This is a genomic window from Vibrio methylphosphonaticus, assembly GCF_023634655.1.
Lineage (GTDB): Bacteria > Pseudomonadota > Gammaproteobacteria > Enterobacterales > Vibrionaceae > Vibrio > Vibrio methylphosphonaticus.
In genome coordinates, this window is record NZ_JAMKMS010000005.1 from 104399 (window position 1) to 119265 (window position 14867).

Genomic DNA, 14867 nt, shown 5'->3' on the forward strand with positions numbered 1-14867 from the left:
ATGCGCGCGTTTGAGTCGAAACAAGAATTTTGTCAATGGCTAGGTGAATTTACTGCAGATAATCTAAAAGCGGGTTGGAGTCAGGTTCCCGATGTCGTCAAGGTGCTAGCAACTGGTGAATTTATTATTACGCTTCCCTTTGCTAACCAGACACTTTTAACTGAGTTAGAGGCATGGATCAACAAAGAGCAAGAAAGCCAGCAAGTTGCGCCGTTCAACTTTTCAGTTTCCAGCACAACTAAATCCTTAGTGACGACTGTGGCAGCAGAAGTAAAAGGTGTTAAAAACATTATCGCGGTCACGTCGGCAAAAGGTGGTGTGGGCAAATCTACGACGGCGGTCAATCTCGCGCTGGCCATGAGTAAACTAGGGGCAAAAGTAGGCATTTTGGATGCGGATGTTTATGGCCCGTCGGTTCCACTTATGCTGGGAAAAATGGATGCTCATCCAGAAGTTCGTGATGGTAAGTGGATGCAGCCTGTCGAAGCGCATGGCATCTATACTCAATCAATAGGTTATTTAATTAGTTCTGATGACGCCGCGATTTGGCGCGGGCCTATGGCGTCGAAAGCGTTAGCACAATTGCTAAATGAAACAGAATGGCCAGAGTTGGATTACTTGATCCTTGATATGCCTCCGGGTACAGGTGATATCCAGTTGACGTTGTCACAGCAAATCCCTGTAACGGCAGCACTGATTGTGACCACTCCTCAAGACTTAGCCTTAGCTGATGCCATTAAAGGTGTGGCGATGTTTGATAAGGTGTCAGTGCCAGTATTAGGTGTGATTGAAAATATGAGTTATCACATCTGTAGTCAGTGTGGCTCGAAAGAGCACATCTTTGGCTCTGGTGGTGCAGAATGGATGGCATCCAAATTTGGTATAAACTTGTTAGCGCAGGTACCGTTGCATATAGATATTCGTGAGTCAGTGGACAATGGTGCTCCAACGGTTGTGGCGAGTCCTCAAAGTGAGCACGCCGCTATTTATCAAGCCTTAGCAGAAAGGGTGTGTGCGGACCTTTATTGGCGCGGCCAAGCCAAACCCGATTCGATACTATTTACCATGGTTGAATAGCGTATTTTTGAGCAATTGTGGTGGGGGTGAAAAAAGTAATCGATTGCAAAATGAGAATTGGTGATGAAAGGCAAGATTGAGCACCAAATATCTGTGCGATCGTCTAGTATCTAAGGGGTGAAATCCCTATAATTACCCGGTTTTGTCCTCACCACCATATATGTACTAGGTGCAAAGAATGTCTGATAATAATCAATGTGTCATCGTCGGTATCGCTGGCGCTTCTGCTTCTGGAAAAAGTCTCATTGCGAGCACTATCTATAACGAATTGCGCGAAAAAGTAGGCGATCATCAAATTGGTGTGATCACGGAAGATTGTTACTACAACGACCAAAGCCATCTAAGCATGGATGAGCGGGTTAAAACTAACTACGACCACCCAAGTGCACTGGATCATGACCTACTGTGTGATCACCTAGAAGCGTTGATTCGCGGCGAAGCGGTTGAAGTGCCAGAATATAGCTATTCTGAACACACCCGCACGAGCACAACAACGGCATTAACACCGAAAAAAGTGATCATTCTTGAAGGTATTTTGCTCCTGACTGATCCAAGATTGCGTAAACTCATGCACGCGACTGTATTTATGGATACGCCATTAGATATTTGCTTGTTACGCCGTGTGACTCGTGATGTTGAAGAGCGCGGTCGCACTATGGAATCGGTTCTACAACAGTATCAAAAGACGGTTCGTCCAATGTTCATGCAGTTCATTGAACCATCCAAGCAGTATGCCGACATTATTGTCCCTCGTGGTGGTAAAAACCGTATTGCCATTGACGTACTTAAAGCCCATATTGCAAAGTTGCTTAGAGCGTAATTCTTACCGTTAGGTAATTGAATTCTTACGTTACGTTGTTGCAATTTGTTCTATACTGAATGGGTGTGCTCGTAACGTTGAAATTGCTTTATTTTTTAATGAATTAGTGGCACTTTATGTGCCACTTTTTGTTTTTTAGCCTTGCAAGGAAGTTGCCAATGAAAAAACTACTCCTTATTCTCGCCATTCCTATTTTGGTGATAGTAATCGGTATTACCGCGCTGGTTGTGTTCGTAAACCCAAATCAGTTTAAGCCAATGATTACCGAACAAGTTCAAACACAAACTGGACTTGAATTGGAAATTAACGGTGACATTAGTTGGCAGTTTTTCCCGTCTCTAGGTTTTGAACTGGGCGAGACAAAACTAAAAAACCCGCAAGGTTTTAACAATCCAAATTTATTTAGTGTCACCCAAGTAGGTGTGAGCATTGCAGTCATGCCACTACTCGATAAGACCCTAGAAGTTGGCTCGATCACTTTAGATGGTGCGCAGGTCTACCTTGAAACGCTTGCTGATGGGCGCTCTAACTTAGATGCCCTTACGGCGCCAAAAGAGACGACGGCAGAAGCCTCAACTCAAGATGTGGCGTCACCGTCGCAAGATGCAAGCTCCACATCGGCCAATGGTTGGAAGATTTCACTTTCGGGCGTGACGGTATCGAATGCGTTACTCGAAATTTCAGATGCCCAAACTGGCTCTCTGACGAAGCTCTATGATGTCGGGTTAACCGTCTCTGAATTTGTTGCCGACCAATGGACTACGGCGCAATTTTCAGTCAAAGGTGCAATAGAAGCAAAAGGGCAAGCCGCAACGCAACAGTTTGCTGCGAACGGTACCGCTGACTTTACGCTGAGCCAAGACTTTAGCCGTTACGCTCTGAGAAATATTGAATTTGATGCCACTTTCAATGATGGTGCGAACAAAATAGAGAGTGCTCAGTTAAAGCTTGATACTTTTGAATTTGATAAAGTGAATAACATTAGCTTCGCTCTGCAAGGTGTTGTGGCGGATATGGCGCTGAATTCCTCAGGTAGCACAGCTTTTGAAATTGATAAAGCGATGACTAAGTTAACGCTGGATGCATTAACTCTGGACGCCTCTGTTGAAGGTGACGCCTTGCCGCAATCACCGATGAAAATCGGTATGGCCTCCAATTTAACCTTTGACCTTAATAAACAGCTTCTCGACTTTGTCTTGCAAAAACTCACGGTGAATAACATTGCGTTGGATGGTAAAGCGACCGTGCAGCTGGCTGATATTCCTAAAGTGCGTTTTTCACTGCATAGCCCAAATATCGATTTAGATGAATTTTTAGGTTTGGACCAGTCGGCACAAGGTGCTAAGCAGGAAGATAAAACTGTCGCGGGCAGCGGTAGCGAAAAGCCGGCTGACGCGGTAGAAGTTGAACCCGATCTTAGTGCCTTAAAAGGCTTAGATGTAAAAGGTTCAATTACCATCGACAAATTTAAAGCTGCTAATGCTCATATGCAGGCTGTTAAGACTCAATTTTATGTTAATCGTGGTGTAGCGGAGCTGACTTCATTTAGTTCAAACTTGTATCAAGGTTCTATAACTGCCAACGCTAAGTTGGATGCGAGAAAGACGCCAGCAAGCTATAGCGCTGTGAAAAAAATTAAAGGGGTCAAAGTTCAGCCTTTACTTAAAGACGTCGCGGGAAGTGATAAGCTGGAAGGGACAGGCAATATTGATGTCAATATTACCGGTAAAAGCTTAACTCAGACGGGTATTAAGAAGAATTTGAAGGGAACCATCAAGATCAACTTTGAAGATGGCGCGGTTAATGGCATCAATGTGGCTCAGCTGATTCGTGATAACTACGCTCGATTCAAGGGGCAGTCGCCCGATGGGAAACAAGGTCCTCAAAAAACGGACTTTAGCGCAATGACGGCAACATTGACCCTCAATAAGGGTGTGGTATCGACCAACAACATGAAGGCAGAGTCCCCATTATTACGTATTAATGGGGAAGGCTCGGCGAATTACATTGATGAGACCGTCGACTTTTTGGTTCGCACTTCTGTCGTAGGGACGCTAGAAGGGCAAGGTGGTCAAAGCATTACTGAACTACGTGACGTGACTATTCCGATTAAAGTCACAGGCGCTTGGACACAACCGCAGTTTGCGTTGGTATTTGATGATGTACTTAAGCAAAAGGCACAGAAAGAAGTTGAGCGCGCGACAGAGCGTCTTGGCATCAAAGATGAAAAGACGAAGAAAGCGGTTGACGGTTTATTGAAGGGTCTATTCAACTAGCGACTTTTCGTATTCACTCAATCAATCCGAAGGCGGTGCTTTAGCACCGCTTTTTATTTGCTTAATATTAGCGATGACATTCGGATTTCCACTCTCATTCGTCAGAACTCGGCAGCCTTTCTTCCACCTCTCCTTGCTAACCGATTAGTAAAAATAACGATCACCATATTGTGCCAGTAGGCGTGCTGTTCGATTGAATGAAAAACGCCCACGACCTGCCTCCATTGCCTACCTTGTCAATCATGTAACGTTTAAGAATGCGGTTTGGTGATCTTTTTAATAAGTCATTGGTGTGGATGTCCCATTTTGGTGCAAGATTATCACCATTTGCGCTGGGTAATGTGACCATATTTACACAACACCACATTTGTACGATTAAATTACAAAAATATGATATTCAAATTGGAGGTGTCGGAATATGTCATCTACGGTATATCTGACTCTATTTGGAATCTAATAATTGACTATTCACTAAATTAATAGGTTCTTCGGGATAGATCACTTAACAGAATAGCTGACTAAAGTTACGCCATTCGAATTTATTTTAAATATTACAAATGGATGATTGAAATATGACGTTACCGATAGGGCATAGTTGTTTGGCACTACTCTTCGCGACTACTTTGGCAAATGCTGGGACTTTAAGCATCGACAATGCAAGCGATTGGGGTGGGGGTCATGGAAGCTATCCCGCCTCCAACGCAATTGATGGAAGTACTGACTGGTCGTCTCGTTGGGCTGCTTCCCCACAACCGGCTAATTTGGAGCTTGATCTTGGTGCAGTCAAGTCGATAAGCAGCGTGGGAATCGCATGGGGAAGAGGGGACGAAAGAACACACACGTTTGAAATTCGAACACGTGCTGATAATAGCGTTAGCACTTGGGACAAAGTCTATTCAGGAACCAGTAGTGGCAGTACTGATGGTTTTGAAACCTATGATTTTAGTCGTATTGATGCGCAATGGGTTCGTATCAAAGTTTTTTCAAATAGTGCCGGTACTGAATGGACCAATATCACTGAGGTGGAAATATACGATGATTCAAGCTCATCTGGTGGTCATGATTTGGACGCATCGAAGGCACCTTCTGGTAACTTCGACTTACTAGACTGGTACTTGAGTATCCCTATTGACGAAGGAGACGGTTACGCCTCATCGGTAAAAGAAAATGCGTTAGCTGCGAGCTATGAAGATGAATTTTTTTATACGGGCTCAGATGGTGGAATGGTGTTTTATACACCAGTTAAAGGTGTAACAACGTCAAGTGGTACCAAGTATGTGAGAACGGAACTTCGTGAGATGTTGCGTCGTGGCGATACGTCTAACTCAACCAGTGGTAAAGCAAACAATTGGGCATTCTCGAGTATTGCTAGCTCTGAGCAATCCGACTTTGGGGGAATTGATGGTAGCCTGAAAGCAACACTCGCTGTCAATCATGTGACCACGACAAGCTCGAATCAGGAGCAGGTAGGGCGCTTGGTCATTGGACAAATCCATGCGAGCAGCAATGAGCCAATTCGTCTTTATTATCACAAGCTTCCTGGTAATTCTAATGGCGCCGTTTACTTCGCTCATGAAACCTCGAAGTCGGACGGTGGTAATGAAACCTGGTATAACCTAGTCGGTAATATGGTGAATAGCTCGGGAGATCTTAGCAGTACTTCAAACCCTTCGAGTGGTATCGCTCTTAATGAAGAGTTCTCATATGATATTACTGTTGATGGGGATAGTTTGATTGTGACACTCAGTCAAGGTAGTACTCAATTAGCGAAGAAAACGGTCAACATGTCTGGTAGTGGGTATGATGATGCTGACAACTATATGTACTTTAAGGCGGGTATTTACTTGCAAGATAATTCAAGTGACGATGACGATTATGCAAAGGTTACATTTTATGAGCTAACAAATACTCATAATAACTATAGCCATTAATAACTATAGCCATTAATAATTATAGTCATTAATAATACCGAAAATGAAGCGGTGCCATTGGCACCGCATTTGTGTTAATTCATTATATTAGGCGTTTTATAGAGAAAAGAAGATTCCGGCGAGACAAGCACTCATTAAATTCGCAAGGGTACCTGCTAATACGGCTTTAAAGCCTAAGCTTGCCACATCAGAACGACGTTCTGGCGACATGACGCCAATAGAACCTAACTGAATGGCAATCGAGCCAATATTCGCGAAGCCGCAGAGCGCAAAAGTAATAATAATTTGGCTGTGTTCAGACAGTGTTGCTTGGTACTTAATAAAGTCGATGAACGCGACAAATTCGTTCATTACGACTTTCTGGCCGATAAATGAACCAGCTAGCATCATCTCACTTTGGTCGACGCCAATTAGCCATGCAATTGGGGCAAACACATAACCGAATAGCAGCTGCAACGTAATACCATCAGCACCAAATAGTTCTGCGATGGATTCAATAGCAGCGTTTGCCATTGCCACTACGCTGACAAATGCCACCAACATTGTGCCGACAGCCACCGCGACTTTAACGCCATTCATTGCGCCTGACGCAAGTGCATCAATGACGTTACTTTGATCGCCAGTGTCTAAATCGATTGATTGATGGTCCGCTGGGGTATGTTGTTCAGGGACAATGAGCTTCGCCATCATAAGAGAGCCAGGTGCCGCCATAAAGCTCGCAGCAATTAGGTATCTCAGCTCCACGCCCAGTCCGGCATAACCGCCTAAGACGCTGCCAGCCACCGACGCCATGCCACCCGCCATCACTGCGAATAGCTCTGAGCGAGTCATCGTCGCAAGAAATGGACGAATGAGTAGCGGTGACTCACCTTGAGAGAGGAAGATGTTACCTGTTGCGACCAGAGATTCGGCTTTGCTAGTCCCCAAAAATCGTTGGATAAGTCCACCTAAAACACGAATCACGACTTGCATAATACCAAGGTAATACAGAGCGGAGATGAGCGCGCTAATAACAATGATAATTGGCAGTACGCGAACAGCAAAGATAAACCCTTCAGTGGCGAGGTCGCCAAATAAAAATTGGATACCCACGTCAGAGAAACTCAGGACTTTTGCTACGCCACTACTCATCGCAGCAAGGATGTGTTGACCAAAAGGGATGTATAAGACAAAAGCGGCAAAGAGGACTTGCAGTAATAATGCGCGTAGAACGGTATTCCAGTTTATCGCTTTGCGGTTCTCTGAGAAGATAAAGCCGATGGCGATGAGAGACGCGATGCCAAACAACCCGAAAAGGATAGCGGTCATAGTGGAGATACCTCACGAGCCGTGAGTGTAAACAGCATTGGAGAAGAAGACCAAGACGTTAGCGTCGATGGTTGTGGAAACCAATCTTGACGATAGGAAAAGAAGTATTTGACCATTTTTTATACCTTTACAAGCTTTTAAAGTTGCAGCTGGTCCAATTCCTTGGGGTCGTTCACAGTTCCTTGGTGACGGCTTGTATTGGTGTATAACTGACGCGACTGCGTAGCAAACGGTGAGGCAGTATATAGAAAAAAATGAGACTTGCATCTCATTTTTATAGGGGGGAGACTTGTTCGATTAATTAATCACCAATCTACGCCTTTCAGTGCTTTAACTCCGGATTCAAAGGCGTGCTTGACATTTTTGACTTCAGAAACGGTATCAGCAAGCTCAATGAGAGTACGGTGAGCGCCGCGCCCCGTGATGATGACTGATTGCATCTTCGGGCGATTGGTTAGTGCTTCAACCACCTCATCTAAGTCTATGTAACCATAGCTGACCATGTAGGTTAGTTCATCAAACAAGACAACATCAATTGTTTCGTCTTTGAGCATGCGTTTGCATTCTTGCCAAACCAGTTGAGCTGCGACGGTGTCCGCTTCTTTATTCTGAGTTTCCCACGTAAAGCCTGTCGCCATCACTTGAAACTCAACCCCGAGCTTTTCTAGCAGGTTTCGTTCACCGTTTGCCCACGTCCCTTTAATGAACTGCGCCACCGCGGCTTTTTTATCGTGACCTACTGCTCGAGCAACCGTGCCAAAGCCTGAGGTCGATTTACCTTTTCCATTCCCCGTAATGACAAGCAGTAGCCCTTTTTCTTCCTGGGCGTTGGCAATTTTCTCATCGACGTTCGCTTTGACTTTTTGCTGGCGAGCTTTGTGCTTTAACTGTTTTTGTTCATCTGACAATGACATGGTTGATTCCTTTTATGAGCGACAGCTGATGTTTTATTCCATGATAAAGGAATATGAAAAGAAAAAAACAAGAGAATAAATAGGGATATAGGCGAGGGATTGGTGACATGGGCTTAGACAATATACCCACGGTAACGTGGGTATTTAATCAACAGTGTTTGTGGGCGTTGCTCATTGTTCTTGTTGTCTGCTGTTGTATTCTTCAAGGATAGCGACGAAGTCTTCAAAGCGACAAATCCAGTCGTCGCTATGGTGTCCGAGACAAAATGAATGGATGAGTTTTCGGCATCAATGAGTTCAAAGTTGCGTTCTTGTTCAAAGGTCCGAGCATCGGTTTTATCTCTAATATAAAGGATAAGATAGTGCGGCGTTGGACGCGGTTAATTCAAATGTTAATACGATTAAGTTTGAGCGATACTTTTCTTTCATCGTGTTATACGGGATTGGCAAAGTCTGATTTCTAGGAGTGGGATAAATGTGACACAAGTTTAAAAATTGAGTGACGTCAAAATTTAAAGCAGCACTATTTTGATGATATTGACGATTAAGCATTGTTTATATAATAGTCAGTATTATTAATACTAGTATATGAGAGTACCTAAAATACAAAGGAACACTATGAAACCATCAATTCTAGTTGTCTGCATGGGCAATATTTGTCGTTCTCCAACTGGTGAGGCGGTATTAAAATTCAGTGCTAATAGGCGAGAAATAGATCTGGAAGTAGATTCTGCAGGTACGATTGGATTTCATGAAGGCGCGTCGCCAGACCCAAGAGCGCAACAAGCCGCCGAGGCTCGCGGTTATAGTTTCTCAGGTATGTCAGCTAGGCAGGTAACCGATGCGGACTTTTATCGTTTTGATATGATTTTAGCCGCCGACGAAGATAACCTAAGCGATCTAAAACTAAGATGTCCTGAACATCTTCAAAGTAAATTGTCGCTTTTCTTGAGTCATGGGGGAGCGTCGGAAACAGAGATACCGGATCCCTATTATGGTGGTGAACAGGGCTTTGAACGGGTGCTAGATTTAATCGAAGAGGCCGCAGAGCGGGTATTGGACGAAGTGGAGCGAGTCGTCAGTAAATGAAAAAGGTGAGCGCTGTTCATGCCCATCGCCCTTAGCTTGGTGAACAGCGACTCGATGTATGTTTGAAATGTAGTAAGCGATGAGTGTGTCGACTACTTACTCATTTCACCACGCAAAACTTCCGACATTTGCGTTTTAATCTGTTCATACGACAGGTTTTGGCTCAATAGATAATGTAGCTTCGCAAGTGCTGCTTCTGGCGTCATATCGTAGCCGCTAATGACGCCTGAATCTGCCAGCGCACATCCTGTTGCGTAACCACCCATATTCACTTTACCGGCTAAACATTGTGTTAAATTGACCACAATGACGCCACGCTCTGAGGCTTCTTTTAAATGCGCTAAAAGGGTTGGGTTTTGTGGGGCGTTACCAACACCAAACGTCAGCAAAATCATCGCATTCACGGGCTGTAGTAGCGTGTTACGAATGACTTCATGTGAAATGCCAGGATACATGGTGATCACGCCAATGGGTTGAGGTGTGATGTCATGAACTCGGAACTCACCGTCTGCGGGTTTATTAATTTCTACGCCATTACTGAGCTGAATATTAATGCCCGCCTCAAGTAAAGAAGGCAGATTTGGCGAGGTGAACGCGTTAAAGCCATCAGCGTGTGACTTTGTACTGCGGTTACCGCGCATTAGTTGGTTGTTGAAGAACAATGTCACTTCGTTGATCGGATAGTTGGCGGCAATATGCAGCGCATTCAGCAAGTTGGCTTGGCCATCTGAACGAAGCTCCGCCAGAGGGATCTGCGAACCGGTAACAATAACGGGTTTACCCAGGTTCTCCAACATAAATGACAGCGCTGATGCGGTATACGCCATGGTATCGGTGCCGTGCAGAATTACAAAGCCATCGTACTTGTCGTAGTTGTCACGAATATCGTCAGCGATCTGTTGCCAATCCGCAGGTGTCATGTCTGAAGAGTCAATCAAAGGATCGTATTCATGGATAGTAAATTCAGGCATTTCTGAACGGTGAAACTCAGGCATGCTAGCTAATTGCTTTTCCATGAAGCCTGCCACTGGGATATAACCATGGTTGGATTTCTTCATTCCGATGGTTCCGCCAGTATAGGCGATGTAGATGTGCTTTCTTGTCATGACAGACATTACTTTCGTGATTTGAACAGGTAGCGGGATTATAGCGGAAACAAACAAAAGAGCCACCGAAATGGCGGCTCTTTGGGGTTTAATTAAGTCGTTATATCTATTTAATTAAACTTACTCAACATTACAGGTTAGGCATAAAACGTACTGACCTTTAGGGTCATTGAAACTCTCTACTAGTGAGGCCTGTTGCTGAATTTGTGCGGCGGCGGGTTGCAAGCTAGCAGGGATCCAAGTTGACATGTCGTAGCCAAGTGACACTTTCACTTGCTGCATCATTTCTTGCATAAATTGTTGTGCAGGACTAAGCGGCTCTTCCACCCAATACACATCATAAGTGTCTAGGTTAGCTAACTCTGCAGCAACCGTAATCGCATCGTCAAAGTCGCCGATTTGGTCAACAAGCCCACGGTCTAGTGCATCTTGTCCTGTCCAAACTCGACCTTGCGCGACGTTGTCTACACCATCAACGGTCATATCGCGGTTATTCGCGACCAAAGTGATGAAGCGTTTATAGCCATTTTCAATGCCCATTTGGAATGCGGCAGACGCGCCTTCGGTTAACCCTGTTGTCACTCCGACACCAGAAAATGGCGATGTTCCTACGCCATCGGTATTGATACCGATGTTATTGAGTCCTTTTTCAAAGGTAGTAACAACACTAAATATACCAATAGAGCCGGTAATCGTTGTAGGTTGTGCAATGATTTTGTCGGCGCTCATTGAAATCCAATAACCACCAGAAGCGGCGAGACTAGACATAGAAACCACGACGGGTTTGCCTGCCTGTTGTAGCGCCTCGACTTCATTACGAATCACTTCTGAGGCAAAAGCGCTACCCCCAGGGCTATCCACTCGCAGCACAACCGATTTCACCGTGTCATCTTCTCGTGCTTGTTTTAGTAAGCCCGCAACAGTATCACCACCAATGGTTCCTCTAGGCTGTTCGCCATCCATAATGGTACCGCTAGCTACGACAACAGCAACGCTATCTTGTGGCGGTTGAACATCAAATGGAAGCGTCATTTGGTAGTCATAGTAGCCAATGGCATTAAAGCCGCCATCACCATCACTACCAAAAGCATCGATCATGGCTTGATTGACTTGCTGCTTTGTAGCCAGTTCGTCTACCAACCCGAGCTTTTTAGAAAGTGCGGCTAGATCACCATCGACTGATTTCAACTCGGCTAGGAAGGTATCCATAGTAGGAGTAAGTACATCCGTCGCCAGCTCTCTGTTGGTCGCGACATCGTCAACATACGCATCCCATAGCTGAGAAACCCAGCGAGTGGCTGACTCTTTTGCTGCCGCTGACATATCGTCACGTAAAAAAGGTTCTACGGCTGATTTGTAGGTTCCTACACGGAAAACATGTGTCGTCACATCGAGCTTTTCAAGTAAGGTCTTGTAGTACATAGAGTAAGCACTATAGCCTTTGATAAGCACTGCGCCATCGGGAGCTAGGTAAACTTTATCCGCATAACTGGCTAAGTAATACTGGCTCTGATTGTAAAAAGAACCGTATGCGAGCACAGGCTTACCCGTCGCCTTAAATTCATTAATAGCTTTAGCAATGTAGCGCAATTTAGTTAGGCTAGTTTCAGGCATATCGCGCAGAGAGAGAACCAGTCCAGTGACATGGTCATCCGTTGATGCATGTCGAATTGTGTCAACAATATCAAACAACACATTCTCTTTCGGCATGTCTTTGCCAAACAAGGAGCCCGTCACTGAGTCCATTGGGTTAACATAACTGCTTTGCTCAACGATTGGACCTGCAATGTTAAGCACTAACGCCGACTCTTTTTTTACCGGCGGTGTACTGGAATCAACTTGAGTAAAGCCGAAGTACAGCATCGCAATGACGGCAAAGAAGATCAGGTTCACAATCGCCAATCTGGTAAAGTTAATGACTTTCCAGATCCCCTTGAAGACTAAACCAATAAAGCGCACTATTTTTTTCATCATCTCTCCACATCACACGAGGTGAGTGTTTGTATCCCTAAATGTCTACTCTAAGTCTAGTGTTACGACCATGAATAAGCTGTATGAATATTGTAATTGTACGTGAATGTGACGACTTTCACCCAAACAAAACGCATCGTCATAAAAACTAAAGACTTATCATCATCGATGAAGTTCAAATAATCAAAAATTATTTTGCTTAATGTTGTAAAAATGTAAACGGTAGTTTGATTTATTAACGTCAGTGTAATAATCTGGTCAGACCACAATTATAAAAGCAAAGTGAAGTCTGCCATGTACCCAAATCTATTAAAACCGCTCGACTTAGGATTCACTCAACTGCGAAATCGCGTCTTGATGGGCTCAATGCACACAGGTCTCGAAGAGCACAAAGAAGGTTTGCAAAAGCTCGCCGCGTTCTATGAAGAGCGAGCCAAAGGTGGGGTTGGACTGATAGTTACGGGCGGGTTTTCACCGAATCTACGTGGTCGCCTTGCACCATTCGCGGCTGAATTTAGTAAGCCCAAGCATGCAAAAGCTCACAAAGTCGTGACAGAAGCGGTACATAAACATGGCGGCAAGATTGCGTTGCAAATTCTGCATGCAGGTCGCTATGGCTATCATCCTTTTACGCAAAGTGCCTCGAAAATCAAATCACCGATTTCTCCTTTTACACCAAGTGAAATCAGTAGTCGTCAAATCTGGAAAACCATTGATGCTTACGCTAACAGCGCTGCTCTGGCGCAAAGCGCTGGCTACGATGGTGTGGAGATTATGGGCTCTGAAGGCTATTTCATTAACCAGTTTATCTGTAAGCGGACGAATGTACGCTATGACGAGTGGGGTGGTAGTTATGAAAATCGCATCCGCTTAGCGGTAGAAGTGGTTAAGGCTGTACGAGCGGCAGTGGGTGAAGAATTTATTATCATTTTCCGCTTGTCGATGCTTGATTTGGTCGAACAAGGCAGTACGTTTGATGAAGTTATTCAGCTTGGAAAAGCGCTCGAAGAAGCTGGTGTCACCATTATTAATAGTGGTATTGGTTGGCATGAAGCAAAAGTGCCTACCATTGCGACACAGGTTCCAAGAGCCGCGTTTACTTGGGTGACGGAGAAAGTACGCCCTCACTTAAAAGTGCCTGTCATCACAACCAACCGTATAAATACGCCAGAAGAAGCGGAGCGTGTGCTGGCCGCAGGGCATGCTGATATGGTATCGATGGCGAGACCGTTTTTGGCGGATCCGAATTTTGTTAAAAAGGCTGAGCAGAACCAATCGCAGCTGATCAATACCTGTATTGGTTGTAATCAGGCTTGTTTGGACAATGCTTTTAAAGGGAAGCGCGCAACGTGTTTGGTCAACCCACAGGCGTGTTACGAAACCGAATTAGTGGTAGGCAATGCGCCTACTTCAAAAAACATTGCGGTTGTGGGCGCAGGTCCTGCAGGCCTTGCTTGCGCCACAATGTTGGCAGAAAAAGGACATTCCGTTGATTTGTTTGAAAAGAGTGACCGTATTGGCGGGCAGTTCCGCTTAGCGATGCAGATACCAGGCAAAGAGGAGTTCCGTGAAACCATTCGTTATTTTGCTAACCGAATAGAGCAAACCGGGGTGAAATTGCATTTAGAAACGGAAGCCAACGCTGATTTACTCAAAGAATATGACGAAGTGGTCATGGCTTCTGGGGTGAAACCGAGAATGCCAAAAATGGAAGGTATTGATCATCCTGAAAAAGTCATTGATTACCAAACTCTGATTCGCGACAAAGTCTACGCGGGTGAAAATGTGGCGATTATGGGCGCTGGTGGTATTGGTGTTGATATCGCTTCAATGTTGACAGAGCCAGTCGGTCACACTTTAGATGATTGGTTGCATGAATGGGGAGTAGACACTCAAGTTGAACACCCTGGCGGCTTGTATCCTTTCCCCGACACCGTATCTGACATCAATGTTTGGGTTATGCAGCGTAAACCTGGTCGAGTGGGTAAAGGACCAGGAAAAACAACGGGTTGGATCCATAAGAAAACTCTCGAGAAGCGTGGTGTAAACCTACTAGCAAGTGTCGCTTATGAAAAAATTGACGATGAAGGGCTACACATTACCGTCAAAGGTGAAAACAAGCTGATTCCAGCAGATAAAATCATTGTATGTGCCGGTCAAGAGTCGGTTAAACCCTTTGAAGAACAGTGGCCTGACTTTGGTGATAAGCTTCATGTGATTGGTGGTGCCGATTATGCGGGTGAATTGGACGCCGTACGAGCCATCCGTCAAGGGGTAGAACTGGCAGCGAAACTGTAACGTTCGAGTATGTGATAATCGTTATCAATAGTGATGTTAACTCGTTGACTATTTGTTATTATTAATCGATATGAAAT

Annotated in this window: 10 protein-coding genes; 6 read left to right on the forward strand and 4 right to left on the reverse strand. The window is 44.8% G+C overall.

Annotation, left to right across the window (positions count from 1 at the left end; all coding sequences use genetic code 11):
* From apbC to M9196_RS07520, 4 genes are all read left to right on the forward strand, one after another.
* On the forward strand, positions 1-1077 hold the full coding sequence (gene apbC / locus M9196_RS07505) for an iron-sulfur cluster carrier protein ApbC (protein WP_250616916.1): 1077 nt from the start codon (positions 1-3) through the stop codon (positions 1075-1077).
* Between the two features lie 178 nt (positions 1078-1255).
* On the forward strand, positions 1256-1897 hold the full coding sequence (udk, locus tag M9196_RS07510; protein WP_250616917.1) for a uridine kinase: 642 nt from the start codon (positions 1256-1258) through the stop codon (positions 1895-1897).
* Between the two features lie 158 nt (positions 1898-2055).
* Positions 2056-4173: an AsmA family protein gene (locus M9196_RS07515; protein ID WP_250616918.1), complete on the forward strand. Its 2118-nt coding sequence runs from the start codon at positions 2056-2058 to the stop codon at positions 4171-4173.
* 572 nt (positions 4174-4745) lie between these two features.
* Positions 4746-6104: a polysaccharide lyase family 7 protein gene (locus M9196_RS07520; protein WP_250616919.1), complete on the forward strand. Its 1359-nt coding sequence runs from the start codon at positions 4746-4748 to the stop codon at positions 6102-6104.
* A gap of 96 nt (positions 6105-6200) precedes the next feature.
* On the opposite strand, the gene M9196_RS07525 is transcribed toward M9196_RS07520, so the two are convergent.
* Positions 6201-7412 (reverse strand): NupC/NupG family nucleoside CNT transporter, encoded by a 1212-nt coding sequence (locus M9196_RS07525; protein WP_250616920.1) that lies wholly within the window; start codon positions 7410-7412, stop codon positions 6201-6203.
* A gap of 305 nt (positions 7413-7717) precedes the next feature.
* Positions 7718-8326 carry a cob(I)yrinic acid a,c-diamide adenosyltransferase gene (gene cobO, locus M9196_RS07530; RefSeq protein ID WP_250616921.1) on the reverse strand — a complete coding sequence of 203 codons (609 nt, stop codon included), beginning with the start codon at positions 8324-8326 and terminating at the stop codon, positions 7718-7720.
* 618 nt (positions 8327-8944) lie between these two features.
* Between cobO and M9196_RS07535 the strand changes: the two genes are divergently transcribed.
* Positions 8945-9415, forward strand: a complete 471-nt coding sequence (locus tag M9196_RS07535) for a low molecular weight protein-tyrosine-phosphatase (RefSeq protein WP_250616922.1) — start codon at positions 8945-8947, stop codon at positions 9413-9415.
* A gap of 92 nt (positions 9416-9507) precedes the next feature.
* Here M9196_RS07535 and ansA read toward each other — a convergent pair whose 3' ends face one another.
* Both ansA and sppA read right to left on the reverse strand, forming a co-directional pair.
* The gene (gene ansA, locus M9196_RS07540) at positions 9508-10521 is read right to left on the reverse strand and encodes an asparaginase (RefSeq protein WP_250616923.1); all 1014 of its coding nucleotides are present in this window, start codon (positions 10519-10521) and stop codon (positions 9508-9510) included.
* A gap of 120 nt (positions 10522-10641) precedes the next feature.
* Positions 10642-12492 carry a signal peptide peptidase SppA gene (gene sppA / locus M9196_RS07545; RefSeq protein WP_250616924.1) on the reverse strand — a complete coding sequence of 617 codons (1851 nt, stop codon included), beginning with the start codon at positions 12490-12492 and terminating at the stop codon, positions 10642-10644.
* A gap of 294 nt (positions 12493-12786) precedes the next feature.
* Here sppA and M9196_RS07550 point away from each other — a divergent pair, with 294 nt between their 5' ends.
* The gene (locus M9196_RS07550; protein WP_250616925.1) at positions 12787-14790 is read left to right on the forward strand and encodes an NADPH-dependent 2,4-dienoyl-CoA reductase; all 2004 of its coding nucleotides are present in this window, start codon (positions 12787-12789) and stop codon (positions 14788-14790) included.
* The last annotated feature ends 77 nt before the right edge of the window (positions 14791-14867 follow it).